The following is a 19558-nucleotide window of genomic DNA, read 5'->3' as shown; positions in this document are numbered from 1 at the left end:
GATAATGGACGTTATGTCAAGCTGACAGAATGACAGGACAAAATTACTATCTGTCCTAGTCTAGCAAGACCTCTCCTAGGTGACCAGATCCCCACCTGCGAATGATCGCCTGGATCAGGTCTCCGGGGTTCTCTTGCTCGTAGCGCTGCGGTGCAGGTGTGCGAACGGGCAGACCGGTGCCCTGATCCAGGCAGGCCAGCCGGGGCATCCGGTACCGGGTCAGGACCTTGCCGACGGTGGAGCGGGCCAAGCCCAGGTGGGCCGCTATCCGGTGCGGTCCCCACCGCCGATTGAACCTCAACCCCACAATGCGGCGTTCGGTGCGTACGGGGGTGCGTTTCGGGCTCCGCCGCGGGCGGGAGGACGCGTCAGCCATGCCGTCCTCACCACGGACCCTGTAGCGGTCCACCCACTTCTTGGCCGTCGCTGGTGAGCATTGAAAACGTTCCGCGGCCCGGCGCAACGTCCAGCCCTCCTCAACGACCAAACGGGCCAGCTTCGCCCTGGCCTTAGGTGTCAGATCGGCGTTGGCATGGGTACCGTAGGACAACGAGAGCCTCCTGGCGTCGAGATGAGTGTGGTAACCCAAATCGATACCGGAGGCTTTCGCCTTTTACATCACGCCACGCTGTTCACAACCTCCATGGGAACTACAGCTAGCGTGGCGTAAGGATTCTAAGGCTGCCCGTGGTTGTTCTCGGGCAGATCGGATGGGTTGATCAGCTCGAGAAACGCGTGTGTCGCGGGGCTGGGATTGAACCTGCTCCAAGCTACATATTCGGATCGTGAGGGCCCGTCGGCGATCGGGATGCTGACGAGGTCCGGATGGCGCGGCACATATCCTGCAGGCAGGAGTGCCACGGCCAGGTTATGGCGAATGAGATCCACGGTGAGATCCGTAGCCATTGATTCGAAGGCCACTTCTCGGTGGATATTCGCTGCAGCGAAGGCATGATCACTCTCGTCGCGTGCCGGAGTTCCGCCGGGAAAATCCGCAAATGTCTCCTGGGCCAAATCACATAGCTTTACTTCGCGAGAGTTTGCCAGACGATGTTCTTGGCTGGTCACAGCGACCAACGGATCAGAACCCAAATGCCGCCACGAGACTCCCTTTGGTTTGCGGTTTTCCGGCAAGCCGAGGAAGCCCACGTCAAGATCTCCCCGCGTGATGGAAGCTTCCAGTTCGTCGCTGCCGCCGGCCTGCAACATTACGTGGATCTGTGGATGAGCTTCTCTAAATTCCTGCAACGAGGCTGAAACGTTGATTGCGGTCACTGTTGGAATGACACCTACGCGCAGGCGTCCAGTGATGTGACCTGCCGCCGCTGCCGCGTCAACGGCGGCACGTTCTGCAGCATTGAGCGCGGTACGGGCTGCTGCGAGGAAGGCCGTACCTGCTGCTGTCAGTTCAACGCGTCTGCTTGTCCGATTGAACAGCTTGACGCCCAATTCATCCTCCAAACGCTTGATCTGGTGACTCAATGCTGACTGCACCACGAAACAGCGTGCGGCCGCACGAGTAAAGTTCCCGTCTTCTGCCACGGCCACGACATAGCGAAACTGTTGTAACTCCACCCATCCATGATCCATATCGATTGGTGTGATGACAAGCATGTGTTGGACTCATAGCCCTAGGCCACAGCAAGATGGCATTACACACGAAAAAGACCACGAGTGCACACAGCGTCCAAGCGATGCGGACGCAATAGCCCGTGGTCCTCTTAGATCGAGAAGGAGATCAGTTTTGATCAGGCACGTATTCATGTGGCAGGCGGCAGAAACGGCTGAAAACTCGGCCATCCTTGACCTTCTGACCCAGCTTTCAGACAAGCTGACCGTCATCCGTAGCTGGGAACTTGGCGGCCACGTCGGCGAACCCAACGAGAACGGTGAGCCGTGGGACGGTGTCCTGATCACGGACTTCGATTCCTGGGCCGACCTGGAGTCCTACTCGTCCGACCCGTTCCACGAAGAGATCGTACAGCAGTTGCTGCCGATGGTGCGCAGCCGTGCGGTCGTCGACTTCATCCGCGAGGCAGAGTAATCGTGACTGCGAATATTGCAGAAACCAAGGCGGGCATCAAGGTCGCGATGAGCCCCTATGGTGCTGACGACGAGCTCGGAGCGCTGAACACTCTTGCTTTGGCCGCCCAGACCAACGCCTTGGACCGTGCAGACACCTCAAAGGTCTATGACCTGAGCGTGGACTACTTTGTGGGCATGCCAAGTTTCCAAGCGGCAGGCGACCCGTCGTACCAAATTTTCATGAGCCACACGCCGGACGGAACCGTCGTCGATAACCTAAACGGCGCAGGGGACCACGTTAATCAGCACGTCTGCTACTCGGGCGATGTCGTTTTCCTGTATACCCACACTGGCACCCACATCGATGCCCTGAACCATTTCGGCGTTGACGGTGCCATCTACAACGGCTTCACAGCCAAGGAACATCTTGGCAGCCGTAACTGGACCAAGGGTGGCGTGGACACGATTCCGCCAATCATCGCCCGCACCGTACTGCTGGACATCGCCAAGCTCAAGGGCGTGCAGTGCCTTGAGGACTCCTACGCCATCACAGTTGAAGACATCGAAGACGAACTGCAGCGCACCGGCTTGACTATCGGGCAGGGCGACGTCGTGTTTGTGCGTACAGGACGGATGGCTTTCTGGCCCGACGGCAGCAAGGCGCTCGGCAACCCTCCCGGCCTCAGCCTGGATGCATCCCGTTGGCTCACTGCACAGGGAATCAGCGTCATCGGCGCGGATCAGGAATGCGTGGAGGTTGGTCCCAGCCACCACGAAGACAACTGGCTTCCCGGGCATTGTCACTTCCTGGCAGAGGCCGGCGTACCGATGATTGAGTTGCTGAACCTCGAAGAGCTCTCGGCAGACGACGTCAACGAGTTCTGCGTCATTGCGGCGCCGATTCGCCTCAAGGGAGCAACGGGTGCGCCAATCCGCCCCATGGCTCTGAAGCTGAACTAATTCCGCGAGGGCGGAAAACAGTTCAACCGTTCAGGTCTAGCTTGACGTGAACGACAATCGAAATAATCAGGGAGCCCCAACGGTGAGCAACAGACCGGACCCAATGTCCAGTTTTGCTCAAGAGACCACGGGCTATCAGTTCCAAGTTTCAAAGGAGAAACTCATGGATCTCAAGGGCACAAACAACACGGTCGAGGTTACAGACGCCTTGTACCGTACTGGTTCCGACGAGGACCAGATGGGCAAATGGTCACTGCTGATGGCGTTCTACGGCATCGCCAGCGCCATGTTCATGCTCTACATCGGCGCAGCCATGGCGGTCGCGTACGGCACGGTCAACGCGATCATCGGCCTCGTGCTAACCATTATCACGTATAGCTTGATTAACCACGTGCTTGCGAAGCACTCAATCAACAACCGCACCACGGTAGCTCGGTTCTCACGGACCATCTTGGGCAAGGCCGGCACCATCATTGCCAGCGTGATTCTGGCTCTCACCGCCATTTACTACGCCGTCTTTGAGGGCCTCATTATCGTGCACGCGTTCCGCACGGCTTTCGGCGGGGAAAACTGGATCTGGAGCCTCGTGGTCGTGGCCTACTCCACCCCCCTGATCATGGGTGGAGTCCGGCGCTTCCTGGACAAACTCAACGGTTGGTTGCTTCCGCTGTACTTCCTTGGACTTGTTGTCATGGTGGCCTGGGCAGGCATCAAGCACGGGTTCTCGGACGCATGGCTGACCCACACCCCCGGGCCGGAGCTTCCCCTCGCTGCCGGTGGCCCTGGCTGGCTTGCCACCTTCGCGGCATATTTGGGCGTCTGGGTGCTGATGATGTACGTCATGGACTACGCAGCGTTGGGCAAGCGCCAGGACACCGGCTTCCACACGAAGTTCACCTTCACCTGGGTTTTCTGGGTAATTACCTACGGTGTAAACGCTCTGGTTGGCATCTTCCTGACATTCACCATTCCCGGTCTGGATGGTTCGGAGGCGGGCCTCTCCGGGGGCTTGGTGAACTTGATGGGACCAATCGGGCTTCTGCTCATACTAGTCTTCCAAACCCGAATCAACACGGCGAACTACTTCATGGGCGCAGCCAACTTGCAGGAATTCGGGGAGCGGCTGTTCCGAGTAAAGCTTCCAGCAGCGTTCTGGGTGGTTGTCTCCTCGGTGATCATCTACTTGTTGATGCTGCTGCCGATCATCCAGTACCTGCTCCTTGCTTTGGCATGGCAGGGAGTTCTGGTCAGCGGGTGGGTTTCAATCGCCCTCACGCACATCCTCCTAAACCGGACACGGAAGGAAGAACACGGTCTGCTCGGAGACGAACACTACAAGCAGGTCCACTACCCGGGACTGATCGCCTGGGTCGCAGCGACTGTGGTTGGCATCTTCCTCACAAGTGCCTTCTCTTGGGGTGCAACGTGGGGCCCAATCGCAACAGTCGTTGTAGCCAGCGGCCTATACGCCGGGCTGAGGGGTGCTTTTAGGCAGCACAGTGCCCTGCACCTGGAGACCAAAGCCGAGCACAACACGGGCCTAAACGGAGGCGGGGTAACCGGGGACTGAACAACACCAGCGACCGCACCTGACCTCGGCCAGGACCCCGCCCAGCCGGACCAAGGGCAGACGGCAACAACCAAGATCGCAGCGGCCGTACGCAATTCACAACAATGAAATTGGAGAAGTAGCAATGAAACTCGGAGTCTTCCTTCCGAATGGTCAAAACGGATACATCATTTCGGAAAACGCACCGCAGTACGAGCCCTCCTTTGAACACTGCCTGGAGATCGCACAGGAGGTCGAAAACATTGGTCTCGATTTTGTCCTCTCGATGATCAAATATCGCGGCTTTGGCGGCAAAACCGGTTACTGGGATGGTTGCCTCGACTCGGTCGTCCTGGCTACTGGCATCGCTGCCCATACCAGCAAGATCGATGTCTTCGCAACGGTTCCGATCCTCGGTATTCCTCCAGTGATCGCGGCCCGCCAGCTTGCGACCTTCGATGAGATTGCCAAGGGACGGGGCGGCGTAAACCTTGTAACCGGCTGGAATCGTCCTGAATACGAGCCCATGGGTCTGTGGCCAGGCGACGACTACTACGACAGGCGCTACGACTACGCAGCGGAGTACGTACAGATCCTTCGTGGGCTCTGGAGAGACGGGCGCACCACGTTCAAGGGTGAGTTCTTCGATATTCAGGACGCGACGTGCTTGCCGAGCTCGGGTCGTGAACTCCCCATTGTCACCGCCGGACAGTCAAAGAAGGGCCAAGAATACACCGCGCACCACGGTGACTACAACTTTGTTTTTGCAGATCGTGCGCTATTGCCACAGATCACGAAGCCGATGAACGAGGAAGCAGAGCGGGTGGGGCGTACAGTCGGCAGCTATGCTCTCTTTACTGTTATCGCCGCGGAGACCGACGAAGAGGCATTCGCAAAGACTCAGCACATCATTGACGGTCGTGACCTGGAAGCGCTCAAAAACGTTGCTGGCAGTGCGTCTCTCGACCCTCAGACAGGAGGCACCAGTGCACACTTCGTCGCGGGGCTCACTGCGCCTGCTGAAGAGGGCAACCTGACCTTCATGAGCTTTCCGGTCATTCACGGTTCCTACGAGAATGTGGCTGAGCAAATCGCCACGATGGAGCGTGATACGGGTGCGGCCGGCGTACTCATGACGTTTGTGGACTACGTGCAGGACATCAAGGTTTTCGGCGAGAAGGTCCTGCCGCTCGTCCGCGAAAAGCTCGCCGCGCTCCAGCCTGCCTAAGAGGCCACGGTGCACTGCCAGGCTGGTCCTGTCCCCGGCAACGACGTTGCTCGGGACAGGACCAGCCTGGAAGTCTCCGGCTGGCCTCCCGGCAGGGCTTGTATCTATCCAACGTCACGTACTTAGAGGCCTCGGTATGGGAAAGTTCTCGGGCACGACCACTTCAGGCCGTGAAAAGGCATACGCGCACCTGCGTGAAAGTGTCCTTACGGATCCTCAGATGCAAGGCCAGTTCATCAAGGAGACAGACCTTGCAGCCGACCTCGGCATTTCCCGCACCCCTGTCCGGGAAGCGTTGATGCTCCTCGTCTCAGAAGGTCTCGTCGAGCTGATCCCGCAGCGCGGCGCATACGTTCCAGCCATCTCTGGCAGGGAGATCTCGGAACTCATGGAACTCCGCAGCGTTCTTGAAAGCTACGCATCCCGGCTGGTCATAACGGAAAAGCGTGTGCCGGCTGAAAGGATGCAAACAACACTCGACCTTCAGGCCGCCGTCCCAGATTACGATGATCCAGAGTCCGCCCGCCACTTTATCCGTTCGGGAACCCTGTTTCACAACAGCTCATTGACGCCGCTGGAAGCGAGCTGATTTCCCGCACCTACAGCAATCTCCATGTCAGGCAACCTTGGCAGGTGCCACCGCCGTGTGGCGGACCTCCTGGCGGCGCCATGTCGTCTGCTCCGAACATCAGGGGATACTCGACGCCCTTGTCGCGGGAGATGTTGTCCAGGCCCAGAAAGCAGTTGATGAGCATCTGGCCTCAACCAAGGACAACCTGTTCCGCAACTGACCGGAAGATTCCGGCCCGCACCTCAAATCACGCACAACCGATGGGAGTTCTTCCATGCGTCTCGCAGTCGCCCAGATCATCAGCGGCGCCGACCCGACAACCAATCTCGGCCTCATCAGGCAATACGCTGCTGAAGCCAAGAAATCCGGAGCCGAGCTGGTCGTATTCCCTGAGGCGGTCATGCGGGCATTCGGTCACTCCCTCAACGACATCGCTGAGCCCCTCGATGGTCCTTGGGCCAACGAGGTCCGCAGCATCGCAAAAAACCTGGATCTTGTCATCGTTGTTGGAATGTTCACACCCGGCCGTGACGGCCGCGTCCGGAACACACTTCTCGTCACTGGACCCGGAATTGAAACTTCGTACGACAAGGTGCACCTCTTTGATGCATTTGGATTTGCCGAGTCCGAAAGCGTCGATGCCGGCGAGAAACCGGTGACTTTCGAATCGAACGGTACGGTCTTCGGTCTGGCCACCTGCTATGACGTCCGTTTCCCTGCACTGTTCTCTGCCAATGCCAACGCCGGAGCTCAAGTGAACATCCTCTGTGCTTCGTGGGGATCCGGAGAAGGTAAAGCCGAGCAATGGGACCTGCTGGTCCGGGCAAGGGCATTGGACAGCACGACGTTCGTCGTCGCTTGCGGTCAGGGCGACCCCGAAACCATCGGTACCGGGCCTGCTGGCGCAGCTCCCACCGGAATCGGTCGCAGTGCTGTTATCTCGCCGCTTGGATCCGTGCTGGCCAAACTTGGCGGCAAGCCCGAACTTGTGGTCGTTGACATCGAACCGTCACAGGTTGCCGAGGCCCGCCAAAAACTGCCGGTTCTGGCCAACGCCCACCAGTTCTAAGGTCAGGGCGCGGACCATCCATATCTGCTGACCACGAAGAAGTGAGAGACACACCATGACACTGAAAGCAACGATCGTCGTAGGCAACCCCAAGGCGCAGTCACGCACACTGGAGGTGGCCAAGAGTCTCACCGACAAACTCCTCGTCCCGGGCACCTACATGCTGGAAATCATCGATCTCGCTGATCACGTCGCGGAAATCTTCGCCTGGCCATCGGATGAGATGGCTGCATTGAACGCCCGTGTTGCCGAGAGTGATCTTGTGGTTTTCGCCTCCCCGACCTACAAGGCGACCTACACAGGCCTCCTTAAAGCATTCCTGGATCGGTATCCAACCAATGGTCTAGTAGGCGTCACAGCCATTCCCGTGCACACAGGAGGCGATCTCACCCACGCCATGGGACCCACTGTGAACCTGGCACCGCTGCTGGCTGAACTTGGTGCTGTCGTTCCTGGCCGCGGCTTCTACTTCGTGTCCAGCCAGATGGAGAACCTGGACGAAATCACTGCCCAGGCGGCGGCGGAGTACGCGGCCAATCTCAGCCGCGCCGCCAACATCGCCGCGTCATTGTCCGCGCCGGTTGCCTGAGGGAAGGAACACCATGTCTCTCGCAAGAACCATGCGATCGTCCAGACCCGGGGTTTGATCCGCGGGTTTTCGGTGACACGCTCGGGCACTACGCTTCCGGCATCACCATCATTAGCGGCATCGAGGAGGACGGCCCGATCGGCTTCACCTGCCAGTCCTTCTACTCCGTCTCGACCGAACCGCCCCTGGTCTCCTTCAGCGTCATGACCAACTCAACGACCTACCCGCGGCTACGCGAGACCGGCAAATTCGTCGTCAACGTCCTCGCCCACGACCAGGACACCGTCTCAAACCAGTTCGCCCGCAAAGGCACCGACAAATGGGCCGGAATCGACTGGTCCCAAACTAACGCAGGCAACCCCGTCATCGGACGGTTCAACGAAACGAGCCCAGCCACCTGGCACAAAGAAGAACCACGGCTCTACTTCAAAGGCCAGTACCGCCACCGCCACCTCCACGGCGCCGACGAGGCCTCTATACCCGATACATATGCATCAGCGACCCCCAAGCCGACTGACCCCACCAATACGGTGCTGCTTCACTAGGTAGGGCCTGCCGTGACTAGCGCGGGGGCTCCGGAGCACGGGCGAGAGAATGAGAATGCAATGCGAATGGCACGACTATTGACCAGCGAAGGCATTCGGCATGCCGTCTACCTGAATGAGGAATGGCATCACATAGATGATCCGTTTGCTCCGGTTCCAACGTTCTTGGGTCCAGTAACCTCGGCCGGGAAGGCCACACTGCTGGCCCCAACCTGCCCGGCGGTTATTGTCGGAATCGGGCACAATGACGGTAATCACCCGCTGCCTATACAGCCTTGGCTCAAATCAGTCCACACTGTTGCCAGCCCGAATGATGTCATCGAGCCACCGCGGCGGGTGGGCTCTGTGAATGTGGAAGGTGAACTTGCCGTCGTCATTGGTAAGAGTGCTGTTGACCTTACGGCGGAGAATGCCCTGGATCATGTCTTGGGCTACACCATCGCCAACGATGTCACCAACGCCACCCAGGCAGTGATTGACGAAAGACTCTTTCAAGCCAAATCAGGAACCCATTACACCCCGTTGGGACCGTGGATTGAAACGGATATCGAGGATCCGGGGAACCTTGGCATCGACGTCACTGTCAACGGCCGCGCCGAGGCCCGCTCAGGCACCTTCAACCTTATCTCCGGCGTGGTTGAGTGCTTGGTCCACGTGACGAAGTGGATGGTACTGGAACCCGGTGATGTCGTCATGACCGGAGCCCCTGGCACCATTGTCGAGGTCCGGCCCGGAGACACGGTGGCCATAACGATTGATGGGATCGGGACCTTGGTCAACGCTGTCGCCTGATCTTCGCGCACATCCGTGTCTCTATCGGTCCGGGCAGTGTCACCTGAGTGTCGCTCCCTGCAACCTTCCAAGCTTGGAGACAAAGGGGGACGGTGCCCGCTACGGAGCTTTCTGCCTCCATGCCAGGACGTGCCACACATGAGCGAAGAGCGCTGCTGGGACAAGGTGCGGCGGGGCGACGTGTGACCCTGAAACTGGCGCGTGGCCGGGCAGTGGAGGCGGCCATCAAAAATTACTTTGAAGAGCGCAGGATGGTATGGATCCGTCTGGACGACTCACAGGAGCGTCGGATTGTTATCCCCGGCGACGCTACCGAGATTGTCCAACGGTGACGACGACCCCCAAGCAACCAGTGCCACCCATCTCGCAACGTTGGAGGACCTGGCGATTTAACTCCGGTATGCGGACTCACTGCGGTGAGTTAGTGGAGGATTCCGCGTCGGATGGCTTGGGCGACCGCGGAGGCCCGGTCAGAGACTTCGAGCTTTTCGTAGATGTGCTGCAGATGCGTCTTAACGGTCGTCAGCGAGATGTGCAGCTCGTTGGCAATCTTCTGGCCCGAATGGCCATCTGCTGCAAGACGAAGAATATCGACCTCGCGGGCGGTGAGCGTCGGCCTCTTAGGAGTGTCCTGGCGGGTCCGTAGTTCGCGGGCGAGAACATCCTGCGCGAACGGGGCGATGATGGTTCCACCGGCACCAATGCGCAGGACTGCATCCGTGATCTCATCAAAGGACGCCGCCTTCTCCAGGAACCCGCGGGCTCCATGCGTGAAGGCTCTGAAGACCGTCTTGCTGTCCATGTATGCGGTCAGGACAAGAATGCTCGTCGGTGCCGCTTCAGCGAACAGCGTCTCAAGAACTTCCATGCCACCGAGTTCAGGCAGTTGTAAATCCATGACTGCCACGTCTGGCTTCAGTTCCCGGATCGCTGCTAGTGCACTCTTGCCGTCTCCGGCGGAGCCCACAACCTCGATTTGAGGCACGTTCTTCCAGTTCTGGGCGAGGCCCTCCCTGTAGACCGGGTGGTCATCGGCGATGAAGACGGTGAAGATCTTCATGCCAGAGCTAGCGCCTGGCGAACTGTCCGCGCAAAATGCTCGATATCGAACGGTTTCGTTAGGTAGTCAAGGATTTTCATACTCCGGAGTTCGGCTATGCGCGCCGGAGTTGCATCTGCGGAAAGAATAATCACCGGGATGTCCTTCGTACGCTGGTCCTGCTGCAAGAGTTTTACGACTTCAACCCCTGACATGTCGGAGAGATTCACGTCCAGCAGGATAAGCTGAGGCGCGTTGTCCTGGGCCAAAGCTACCCCGGACTCACCACTTGTAGCGGAAATAAGGTTCAGCCCGCCCATCCCGGAAATGATGTTCTCCACCAAGCGGATATTCGCGTAAGTGTCTTCAATCTGCAGGATCGTAGCATGAGCAGCGTCGCTGGTGTCGACAGCATCTTTTTCGGGGGCCGACGTGTCGAGATCCTCCTCCGGCGCAGGCGCGAGCGGCATGTCCACGTAAAAAGTTGATCCCTCGCCCGGGGCGGTGTGTTCAATGCCCAAGGAGCCGCCCATTTCCTCCACAAGTCGCCGGGAAAGGGCAAGGCCCAAGCCGGACCCCTCAATGGAAGCCGATTGATCAAGGCGCACAAATGGTTTGAACAGCCGCTCCACGTCGTCCTCGGACATGCCAGGGCCTGTGTCCATAACCAGGAAGCGCAGCGCCCCGTCCACTACCTCGCACCAGACCCTGACAGCACCCTGGGGGTTGTTGAACTTCACAGCGTTGCTCAGCAAGTTGATGAAGACTTGCCTTAGCCGCTGAGTGTCAGCTAGGACGTAACGGTGCAAGGCACCATGCAAATCGCTGGCGATCTCGATGTCCTGTGCAGCGGCCAGGGGGCGGACCAATTTGAGGGCCTGGTGGATCGAGTCGATTGCCGGTACAGGAGCGGAGGCAATGCCAGGGGCGCCGGCCTCGATCCAGGTGATGTCCAGAACATCATTAACGAGTGCCAGGAGGTGCTTGCCGGCATCGAGGATATGACTTGTACTCTCGGCTGCGCGGGGGCTCAGGGGCAAATCCTGAAGCAGTTGCGCGGACCCTAATATGGCGTTCAGCGGCGTCCGCAGCTCGTGGCTCATCCTGGATAGGAATTCGCTTTTCGATCGGTTAGCACGCTCCGCGTCATGCATCGCTTCCCGCGCGGCCCTTTCTGCCCGTTTCCGGTCAGTGATGTCAGTGGAGATCGCGCCTAGAGCGTATGGCTTGCCGGCGTCATCCAGAAGCGGGAATTTTATGGACAGCCAACGGCTGTCTTCATCCAATTCGGACTGGTCCCGGTCTGTCGCCAAGAGTTCCTCGACTTCGATTGAGCTGGCGGTCCTGATGACCATGTCATCGTTGTTGGAGTAGTTGTCGGCCACGGCCTTGGGAAACAGGTCATAATCAGTCAGGCCGATGATTGATTCTGCTGTGATCCCGAGGCGTCGGGCGTAGTAGTGGTTGGCAATTAGGTAACGACCGTCCAGGTCTTTGACGTACATGAGGGCCGCTGAATTATCTAATAGATCCTTCAACTGCCTGATTGTCGAGTGTAAGTCGTGTTCGATGGAGTCCGGCTCCGCCAGCGCAGCCAACTGAACGACAAGATACTCCGCAGGATCGCCGGGTATGTTGAACGTCTTGACCTGCGGGCGGAAGGCAGCCAGCTGATCGCCCAGATGAACCGTCATGGTTTGATCGTCCGCCGGTTCAGAAAGCGATGTCGCAACAAGTTTTATCAGGGCCGGTGTTGGGGCTTCATGCGGATCAACGGCGGGCTCGGTTGAGCCGTGCAGCAGTGCATCGAGCTTGCTGTTGCCTCCCAGGAACACCAGCCCTTTAGGGGATTCCTTTCGAAAGATGGCAGTGGCCAGGGGGGCCGCGTCGAATGCGCTTTGTTTCAGCAGGCGAAGGGCCTCATCGGGGCTCACGGCAGTAGTCTTTCACGGTGCTCGGTCCAGTCGGCAGGTGCTGCGTTGAATAATTCATGGATCAGCGGATCAGGCGTAAGTGCCTCCGTTGTACTCAACACTGGACCTCCAATTCATTTGTGGGAATGGAAGCCGGCCGGATCCTTTCAGGACCAGTCCGACAAGACGTGGCCGGCCTTAGCTACCTACCCGCCACGGCAAGAAGCTTTTCCCGGGACGGGTATTGCCATTCGACCCATTGCAGCGGAAGACCAACCCGCTCAGCCACGAGAGAATGTGTAACGGTTTCGGGGCCTCCTGTACCAGTTATCTCCGTGATGCAGGCAATGAGGGCCGCGGTCCTTCGTTCCTTGCGCTCCCGGAGGATGTCGGCAACGGCTCGTGCCGGTTTCGTTCTGCGTTTCTCGCGCCAAAGCGACATATTAAATACCTCTGGCAAATTTGCCAATCCAGAGTGGGTTGGTCGTAACTTTCTTGGCCATGGCCGTCGCCCCGAAACCAATTGCAGTTCAGTTCGGGCGACTTCCTGCCCTGCCATCCTGACTTGTCCGTCGGGGAGGGCAGGGCGAGGCCTTAGGGATAACGGCGGATGGGGTCTATACCTCGTCGTCGATACCGCGGAGGTGGCGGTACTGACCTTTGAAGTAGAGCAGTGGTTCTTCTTTGTGCCAGGTGGCTGGGCTCATTTCATTGACGCGTCCGATGACGATGTAGTGGTCGCCGGCTTCGTGTTCTGCCCAAATGTCGCAGTCGAGCCACATCAGGGTGTCGGCGATGACGGGGTTGCCTGCGTTAGTTTGGGACCAGTCGATTCCGGCCCATTTGTCGGTGCCTTTGCGGGCGAACTGGTTTGAGACGGTGTCCTGGTCGTGGGCGAGGACGTTGACGACGAATTTGCCGGTCTCGCGTAGCCGCGGGTAGGTCGTTGAGTTGGTCATGACGCTGAAGGAGACCAGGGGCGGTTCGGTCGAGACGGAGTAGAAGGACTGGCAGGTGAAGCCGATCGGGCCGTCCTCATCGATGCCGCTAATGATGGTGATGCCGGAAGCGTAGTGCCCGAGCGTGTCACGGAAAACCCGCGGATCAATCGCCGGTTCAAGGGCCGTCTTCTGGTCCAGAGTGATTGTCATAGTCCTCAACTCCTTTGCGTGGTGTGGATAGTCGTTCTATTCGCCGTACATGAGGCCGGCGAGAAATGGTTCAAGTTCACGGCTGGGCTGCGTACTGCGGGCCATTGACTCCGCAGATTCGTCGCTTGGCTCGATGTAGACGCCCTCCCAGGGAAAGGCGCTGATCTGTCCGGGTGCCACAAGAGCCTGGCGGTCCTCTGCAGTCCGGAAAGACTGGTCGGCTGTTGAAGCGGGGATGGCCCTCCGCTTTGAACGGAAAGTCATGGGCAGTTGGAGCGTGATTGACATGACGGCTTCCTCCTTGAAGCGAGCTACCAATAACGTGGACAGTCATCAGGTGTTCTGTGACCCACCCTTCAGGCCCTTACAACATCAATTCTTTCGTCAGGTGATGTGGCGCACATCGGCCGGTTGGGTTTCCGATGAGATGATCTTTTTCCGACCAAAAGGATGATGCAAGTTCCCCAAAGACTGTGGTTTGGTAGAGCAAGTCAGCTTCCGGTAGAGAGGCGCCCCGGCAATATCTGCCTCTGGGTCAAATGACACTAAACATTCAGTCAGTGCTTATACCTGAGAACAACTGGCCAGGAGGGCCGCGGCCGATGACCTTGTCCCAACCCACCCCTAAGCCAATGAAACGCTTCTTGCTGTGGCTCGCATCCTGGCGACTTGAACTGGCCGATGGGGAGGGGCTGGGCAAGAATGAGCGTTCTGACTGCGGACACGACTCTAGGGGAATGGCGGACAACCTCAATTGGCTCGCCGCACTCAATGGAATCCCAGTCGAAACCATGCGTGCAACAGAGGAGCGAAGCAAGGACGAGCGTTGCGGCTGCACAAACGATGCACACATCAGTTACCGAATTCTACGTCCCTTCCCCTCACCCAGTTCCCTTAGCTGAGCTACCACCGGTGTTCGATCCAGCCAGCGCAAATACGGGAAAGACATATCGTCCCCGGCTTGCGAGAAGGCACTGCCCCGGTTCAGGCTGAAGCACACCCCAACCTGACAAAATTGGAGCTAGTCTTGACTTATTTCTAAGAGGAGCCTAGAACTCAACCTGACGGGTTCAGGGTTGGAGGCTAACAGTGGCTGGGCAGCGGATCGGGTACGTGCGTGTCAGCACGCTGGACCAGAACGAGAAGCGCCAGCTCGAGGGCCAAGTGCTTGACCGTGTGTTCACGGACAAGGCATCCGGCCGGGACACGTCCAGGCCAGAACTGACGGAGCTGTTGCGGTTCGCCCGTGACGGGGACACCGTCGTGGTTCACAGCATGGACCGGCTTGCCCGGAACCTCGATGACCTGCGTGCCCTCGTCCAAGGCCTCACCCGTAAAGGCGTACGGGTGGAGTTCATCAAGGAGACTCTGGTCTTCACCGGCGAAGACTCCCCCATGGCCAACCTCATGCTCTCCGTCATGGGCGCCTTCGCCGAATTCGAACGTTCCCTCATCAGGGAACGCCAACGGGAGGGGATCGCCCTCGCCAAGCAGCGCGGTGCGTACAAGGGGCGAAAAAAGACCCTAACTCCGGAGCGGGCGGCCGAGCTGGTCAGGCGGGCCGGCAGCGGCGTCTCAAAAGTCGTCCTTGCCCGCGACTACGGGATCAGCAGGGAGACGGTCTACCAGTATCTGCGTCAAGCCAGGATGTCGGGAACCCCGTCCCCTGTCGAGTCAAACCCATTGCCCCAGCTTATGGAACGGCCACTATCAGGGTTGGGACAGGACAAATAGATGGTGGATAAGGAGATTGGGGTTCCTCGTGGGTGGAAGCCCGGCTCGTGGGTCCGGGACGACTAGCTTCCCTCTGCTTGAGTGACTACCATGAGTCAAACGAACAAAACGATAATTTCGCAGGAAACGGATAAGCGAGCACACCATGGCTACGAGTACAGCGACCAAGGAAACCTTCCTCGCACCAGAGGCGCCTCAAACTGGGAAGATCTACAACTTCATAGAGGCCCACGCAGACAAGAACGGCTCTCGACCTTCTCCTCAGTTCTTTCTTTCCGGTGCTGATGCCGGCGACCAAGTTGAAATTCCCCACGAAATCTATGAAGTGCTCGTTAAAACCGTGGAAGCAATGCGTAAGGGCCTCGCCATTACCATCACGCCCAGTTCCATGACTTTGACGACTCAGCAGGCGGCAGAGCTGTTGGGCGTTACGCGTCCAACACTGGTTCGCCTCCTCGATGCAGGAAAGATCCCCTTCGAAAAGCCTGGTACTCACCGGCGTATCAAGCTTGAAGACGTCCTGGCTTTCAAGGAAGTCCGCAAGGCGGAGCAATACGAAGCTTTGGATTCCTTGGGTGCGCTTGACGATGAAAACCCCGAAGCAGCGACCATCAGGATGAAGAAGGCTCGTGCTGTAGCGGCGGAGCGCCGCCGACAGCACAAGGAATGACACGATAGGAACCATGTTCACCGCCCTTCTTGACAGCTGCGTCCTGTGGCCGAGTACGCAACGCGATTTCCTGCTATCGCTGGCATTCGAGGGTGCTTACCGCTTCATCTTTAGTGAGGCCATCCTCATGGAGGTCGAGGCAAACGAAGAGATTAAGCGTGCCGAGCGAGGGGACAGCGCGGAAGAAGCACGGCAAAAGGCATTGCACCTGGCGGACCGCATGCGTTCCAGCTTTGGAGACGCAATCGTCACGCACTGGGAAGGGCTCGAGGGGACCTACGGCTTGCCTGATCCCGACGACGAGCACGTGTTGGCTGCAGCAGTTGTGGGTGGCGCCGGCAGTATCGTAACCGAGAATTACCGTGACTTCCCTGAAGAAAAAATTCCAGCTGGCATCCAGATAGTGAGCGCCGAGGACTTTGCCTTTGACACGGTGTCCATGAGGCCGGATCTAGGTCTCCAAGCTGTCCTTGCCATGGCTGCCCGGTCAGGGCGGAAAGGCACTGCGTCTTCTCCGGAGGACGTTCTAGATACCCTAAATAAGCTGTACGGCATGGATGCGGCCACGGCACTAATTCGGGATCTCCTCTAACGACCTCGCAGACCCCCACGAGCCAGACTCGAATTCTCCAACGCACTTTGGGCAATTGGCCGTGGCCGTTCCCCTCCTCCATTGACCGCGATCCGACATCCCGCCACGTTCCGCAGCCAAAGCATCCCATGCCAGCGACCTGACCCCAGTACCAGAGTAAAACCCGGGCGGCACCGACGAGGACTAGGACGCCCTCCCGTTTGAAAGTTTCCCCAACTCGGCTGTCAGAAACGCTGCTTTACAGAATATCCGTTATCGGCGTTCAAACAACGGGAGTAGAAGTAGCTGCGAGGCTTCCTTCCGCGGTGAATTGGACGTTTTCCGCGGAAGGCTGCGACAGCGTGAGGAATCACTTTTGGGCACAGGCCGCTATGTCATCTGGGGCCCTTAGGGCTACTTCGCGCGGCCCGTCGGATTCGCGCGGAAGGATGTTCTGCGGCGGCGTCGAGCAGTTCTTGAACGGAGGTCTCCTCTGTAGGCGCTGTCAGCCGAGAGACGACCGAAGCAGCGCTTTGCGTACCGCCCGATACTAGTGTCTTGGCAAGAGCCGTAACAACGATGCCTGACGCTCTTCCGGCAGCGACCAGTTTACTCAAGCCAGATAGCGCTGCGTCAGCGACCATCTGGCTGGTGTCGCCAGCCAGTGCCATTAGTACCTCAACTTCCGCAGCGTCCCCGTGTCTCTCGATGATTCGCGCACTAGAAGCACGCTGGGCTGCATTTCCGCAAAGAAGCTCCCGTACCACCTGGCTGCGTACTGATTCTTCTGAAAGAGCGGCGAAACCTTCTGCCGCCAAGCCACGAATGTCCTTCTCGTCGTCAAAGTACTGTCGGCCGGGCATTGTGTTCCGCAGGCCAAGTACGTGCTCGGCAAGCTGCCTCTTGGTCTCTACTGAAAGCTGAGCCCCGTGAATGGCGAGGACATCCAGTGCCCCGGAGCGCTCCCGGCCTAAGACATGCGGAGCGGTCAGCAACAATTGAATGCGATCCCAGCGCGCTTGGGGAGGGTGCCAAACATTTAGGAGTGATAAGGCCTGCCCAGGGTCAAGTCCGCCAACCGAGTGCATGCCTTTGGCCGCATTGTCGACGAGGGAATCAATGACTCCGCATAAGCGGTCGATGAGGGCAATAACCGCGTCGCTTGGAAGAGTTCTGACATCGTCGATGGCGTCAAAAGCGAGAAGTTCACCCGTTCGGGCGCGTTGATGAATTTCGGAACGGCTTTCGGGTACCGTCGGAGCCGCCACCGCCAGATATGCTTCGCGTAGGTATGCAGCGTCTGACTTGTAACGTTCTGCGGCACGTCGGCGATGACTTTCGGTCCACGCAGATTCTGGAATCACGTGGATCAGTCGGGCGAGGGTCTGTGCAGCGCCATCCTCGAAAACATGCGCTTCATCGAGGAAGTAGTCAATCACTGCGTGCAGAGAAGCGTCACTCATCGTCCAGACCATGGACTTGAGTAGATCGATGCTCTTGTAGAGCATGATAAATGTAGGCCGAACGCGTTCGTAGTACACCTGTGGGTCTCGCAGTGTCGCAAGCACCCACATACAGATCTGGTCCGCCTGGGCAGGTTCGATTACATCGCCGGCGGCAGTCAGCAGCTCAATGTCTGCTAGTGCGCTTGTTCGGGTTGAACTAGATAAATGCACACGTGACGCTGCTATTCGGGCGGCCATTGCAGGTCCCCTCCGTACGATGCGTCGGGTTGCGAGGCGGGTGCTCTCGCTGTCGCCGGATACTCGTAAGAGGGTTAGCCAGCCCGCGACCGCCTCGGCACTGTCCGTAAGGTCTGAAACCATCAGGAAGTGTTTTCCGAGCGCGCCGGTGGCATGGCGCCAGCTGTCGTGATCTCCTGCGCAGGATGCAAGTAGCGCCGCGGACAGCAGGCGCCTGTGCGTCTCATCTGAGTTTCCGATCCGAATCGACGAATCCTCGCTCCAGGTCCGGAATCCTGCGGACAGGTGAGCCGACAGTCCGTAGGACGTGACTTGGCTTCTCCACCATGATGCAGGATTGTCGCTGCGTTGAACGATGTTGGCAATGTCGCCCTTCATCCAGCCCGCGGCCCTGAACGACGTCCCCGCACATGCACCTGCGATAGCCGCCGCCGTTACGTCGTGTGGTGCCTCGCGGTGGATTCGCTGTGTCGCCATCGCTAGGTCGAACGCATCTTCGTGTCGCCCGGCTTCGAGCAGCGCTCGGGCTCGTTGAGCTTCGAGCCACGCGTGATCGACAAAGGAATAGTCGTCGTGCTCCAAGGCATCTCGGACTGCCCGAAGGGCTGTGTCAGGATCGTTTTCCCATAGGTGATGCATGCAGCACAGGACGGTAGCGGCAGCGCGTTCTGCCGGAGTCGATGCAAGTCCGACAAGCCCAAGCAGATCGTCGGACTCCCCCTGATAGTGCCAACGATGAAGGGCGGCAGTAGCGCGCCAGGACCAGTCATCGGATCCAAGCGCGTCCTCGAGCGACAGACCCTTCCTCTTTGCGTCGGAGTCTTGCATATTGCTTGGAAGCTCGATCGGGTCCAGAATCTTTTCGATTTCGCTGCGCAACAGCACCTGCATGGCAAGTGCTTCGGGCCCGGTGATCGTATCGGTGGCCAGATTGGGGTGGGGTGCTATTAGCCTGGGAGTGATGAGGGCATGCCGTATTTCATCTTCAGGTGGGAGATGCACCGCGCCCGTCCAGGCTGTTCCGTCCCAAGTGGGGGTGGCAAGCTGTGTGAGGGCAACATCGGAAAGCGCTTGATTGTTGTCCGAGTCGACGGTCTGTGAGGTTGGCAGGAGAATCTTTGCGCCCTTGCCAGTCGAGACGACTCGTTCGGGGGTTACATGAACCCAGTACGAAAGATTCTTCTCTTGGTCGCGCAGGACCACCACGTGCGGCAGGGCGTGCCGGAGCCAGTAGTCGAAGTGTTCGCGGTCGGCTTCAGTGAACCACCAACCAGTGATCGTGCCGTCCGTGTCCTTCTGCGGAGAGGTGAAGTACGACGGCCCTGTCTTGACCTGGGCACCCATAACGGCGCCGAGTTCGTATCGGCGGGCGTCTCGGGGACGCAGATACAAATCGGTGCCTGTGTCGTGCCTGCTGTCGACCACGCCGCCCCAGCCCAAACGCTCGAA

General features: G+C 58.6%; 19 protein-coding genes and 1 pseudogene. 13 read left to right on the top strand and 7 right to left on the bottom strand.

Translation table 11 applies throughout. The features are described from left to right. Positions 1-88: 88 nt before the first annotated feature. Together QN084_RS13445 and QN084_RS13440 are read right to left on the bottom strand one after the other, a co-directional pair. Positions 89-550: pseudogene (locus tag QN084_RS13445) on the bottom strand (helix-turn-helix domain-containing protein); the annotation flags it as partial. A gap of 125 nt (positions 551-675) precedes the next feature. Beyond that, positions 676-1614: a LysR family transcriptional regulator gene (locus QN084_RS13440; RefSeq protein WP_182264030.1), complete on the bottom strand. Its 939-nt coding sequence runs from the start codon at positions 1612-1614 to the stop codon at positions 676-678. Positions 1615-1744: 130 nt separating this feature from the next. Between QN084_RS13440 and QN084_RS13435 the strand changes: the two genes are divergently transcribed. The 10 genes from QN084_RS13435 (at position 1745) to QN084_RS13390 (ending at position 9328) form a co-directional block, all read left to right on the top strand. Continuing rightward, positions 1745-2044: a Dabb family protein gene (locus QN084_RS13435; protein ID WP_259362807.1), complete on the top strand. Its 300-nt coding sequence runs from the start codon at positions 1745-1747 to the stop codon at positions 2042-2044. 2 nt (positions 2045-2046) lie between these two features. Beyond that, positions 2047-2985, top strand: a complete 939-nt coding sequence (locus tag QN084_RS13430; protein ID WP_259362806.1) for a cyclase family protein — start codon at positions 2047-2049, stop codon at positions 2983-2985. 163 nt (positions 2986-3148) lie between these two features. Beyond that, positions 3149-4555: a purine-cytosine permease family protein gene (locus tag QN084_RS13425; protein ID WP_069695548.1), complete on the top strand. Its 1407-nt coding sequence runs from the start codon at positions 3149-3151 to the stop codon at positions 4553-4555. 124 nt (positions 4556-4679) lie between these two features. After that, a complete protein-coding gene (locus tag QN084_RS13420; protein ID WP_069695547.1) occupies positions 4680-5762 on the top strand; it encodes an LLM class flavin-dependent oxidoreductase in 1083 nt (360 codons plus the stop codon). Positions 5763-5898: 136 nt separating this feature from the next. Next, entirely contained in the window at positions 5899-6351 is a 453-nt protein-coding gene (locus QN084_RS13415) for a GntR family transcriptional regulator (protein ID WP_259362805.1), read from the top strand. Positions 6352-6388: 37 nt separating this feature from the next. Then, a complete protein-coding gene (locus QN084_RS13410; RefSeq protein ID WP_259362804.1) occupies positions 6389-6553 on the top strand; it encodes an FCD domain-containing protein in 165 nt (54 codons plus the stop codon). Between the two features lie 54 nt (positions 6554-6607). Then, positions 6608-7402, top strand: a complete 795-nt coding sequence (locus QN084_RS13405) for a carbon-nitrogen hydrolase family protein (protein ID WP_069695546.1) — start codon at positions 6608-6610, stop codon at positions 7400-7402. A 55-nt stretch (positions 7403-7457) separates the two neighbouring features. Next, positions 7458-7991: an NADPH-dependent FMN reductase gene (locus QN084_RS13400; RefSeq protein ID WP_206599690.1), complete on the top strand. Its 534-nt coding sequence runs from the start codon at positions 7458-7460 to the stop codon at positions 7989-7991. Beyond that, a complete protein-coding gene (locus QN084_RS13395) occupies positions 7970-8536 on the top strand; it encodes a flavin reductase family protein (RefSeq protein ID WP_206599691.1) in 567 nt (188 codons plus the stop codon). Before QN084_RS13400 ends, QN084_RS13395 begins: the two co-directional genes overlap by 22 nt. Positions 8537-8602: 66 nt before the next feature. Continuing rightward, positions 8603-9328 carry a fumarylacetoacetate hydrolase family protein gene (locus tag QN084_RS13390; RefSeq protein ID WP_259362802.1) on the top strand — a complete coding sequence of 242 codons (726 nt, stop codon included), beginning with the start codon at positions 8603-8605 and terminating at the stop codon, positions 9326-9328. A gap of 421 nt (positions 9329-9749) precedes the next feature. Here the strand turns inward: QN084_RS13390 and QN084_RS13385 are convergent, their stop codons facing one another. The 4 genes from QN084_RS13385 to QN084_RS13370 form a co-directional block, all read right to left on the bottom strand. Next, positions 9750-10388, bottom strand: coding sequence for a response regulator (locus tag QN084_RS13385; protein WP_069695543.1), 639 nt, complete (start codon positions 10386-10388; stop codon positions 9750-9752). Beyond that, positions 10385-12301, bottom strand: a complete 1917-nt coding sequence (locus QN084_RS13380; RefSeq protein ID WP_069695542.1) for a hybrid sensor histidine kinase/response regulator — start codon at positions 12299-12301, stop codon at positions 10385-10387. Before QN084_RS13380 ends, QN084_RS13385 begins: the two co-directional genes overlap by 4 nt. A 596-nt stretch (positions 12302-12897) precedes the next feature. Beyond that, positions 12898-13431, bottom strand: a complete 534-nt coding sequence (locus tag QN084_RS13375) for a flavin reductase family protein (protein WP_069695541.1) — start codon at positions 13429-13431, stop codon at positions 12898-12900. A 36-nt stretch (positions 13432-13467) separates the two neighbouring features. Further along, on the bottom strand, positions 13468-13719 hold the full coding sequence (locus QN084_RS13370) for a hypothetical protein (protein WP_069695540.1): 252 nt from the start codon (positions 13717-13719) through the stop codon (positions 13468-13470). An 801-nt stretch (positions 13720-14520) separates the two neighbouring features. Here QN084_RS13370 and QN084_RS13365 point away from each other — a divergent pair. From QN084_RS13365 to QN084_RS13355, 3 genes are all read left to right on the top strand, one after another. Continuing rightward, complete coding sequence (locus QN084_RS13365; protein WP_259362801.1) at positions 14521-15165, top strand: recombinase family protein; 645 nt, start codon at positions 14521-14523, stop codon at positions 15163-15165. 145 nt (positions 15166-15310) lie between these two features. After that, on the top strand, positions 15311-15835 hold the full coding sequence (locus QN084_RS13360) for a helix-turn-helix domain-containing protein (protein WP_069695539.1): 525 nt from the start codon (positions 15311-15313) through the stop codon (positions 15833-15835). Positions 15836-15848: 13 nt separating this feature from the next. Continuing rightward, complete coding sequence (locus tag QN084_RS13355) at positions 15849-16427, top strand: PIN domain-containing protein (protein ID WP_069695538.1); 579 nt, start codon at positions 15849-15851, stop codon at positions 16425-16427. Between the two features lie 374 nt (positions 16428-16801). Here the strand turns inward: QN084_RS13355 and QN084_RS13350 are convergent, their stop codons facing one another. Further along, a complete protein-coding gene (locus QN084_RS13350) occupies positions 16802-19534 on the bottom strand; it encodes a DUF4365 domain-containing protein (protein ID WP_264398807.1) in 2733 nt (910 codons plus the stop codon). Positions 19535-19558 lie beyond the last annotated feature (24 nt).

Source organism: Paenarthrobacter sp. R1, assembly GCF_030264015.1.
Classification (GTDB): Bacteria; Actinomycetota; Actinomycetes; order Actinomycetales; family Micrococcaceae; genus Arthrobacter; species Arthrobacter ureafaciens.
This window is presented reverse-complemented; position numbering and strand designations above follow the sequence as displayed.

Coding starts and splice junctions, on each gene's coding strand:
- QN084_RS13440 (WP_182264030.1), bottom strand. CDS start 1,614: ATGCTTGTCATCACACCAATCGATATGGATCATGGATGGGTGGAGTTA.
- QN084_RS13425 (WP_069695548.1), top strand. CDS start 3,149: ATGGATCTCAAGGGCACAAACAACACGGTCGAGGTTACAGACGCCTTG.
- QN084_RS13420 (WP_069695547.1), top strand. CDS start 4,680: ATGAAACTCGGAGTCTTCCTTCCGAATGGTCAAAACGGATACATCATT.
- QN084_RS13415 (WP_259362805.1), top strand. CDS start 5,899: ATGGGAAAGTTCTCGGGCACGACCACTTCAGGCCGTGAAAAGGCATAC.
- QN084_RS13405 (WP_069695546.1), top strand. CDS start 6,608: ATGCGTCTCGCAGTCGCCCAGATCATCAGCGGCGCCGACCCGACAACC.
- QN084_RS13400 (WP_206599690.1), top strand. CDS start 7,458: ATGACACTGAAAGCAACGATCGTCGTAGGCAACCCCAAGGCGCAGTCA.
- QN084_RS13390 (WP_259362802.1), top strand. CDS start 8,603: ATGGCACGACTATTGACCAGCGAAGGCATTCGGCATGCCGTCTACCTG.
- QN084_RS13385 (WP_069695543.1), bottom strand. CDS start 10,388: ATGAAGATCTTCACCGTCTTCATCGCCGATGACCACCCGGTCTACAGG.
- QN084_RS13375 (WP_069695541.1), bottom strand. CDS start 13,431: ATGACAATCACTCTGGACCAGAAGACGGCCCTTGAACCGGCGATTGAT.
- QN084_RS13370 (WP_069695540.1), bottom strand. CDS start 13,719: ATGTCAATCACGCTCCAACTGCCCATGACTTTCCGTTCAAAGCGGAGG.
- QN084_RS13360 (WP_069695539.1), top strand. CDS start 15,311: ATGGCTACGAGTACAGCGACCAAGGAAACCTTCCTCGCACCAGAGGCG.
- QN084_RS13355 (WP_069695538.1), top strand. CDS start 15,849: ATGTTCACCGCCCTTCTTGACAGCTGCGTCCTGTGGCCGAGTACGCAA.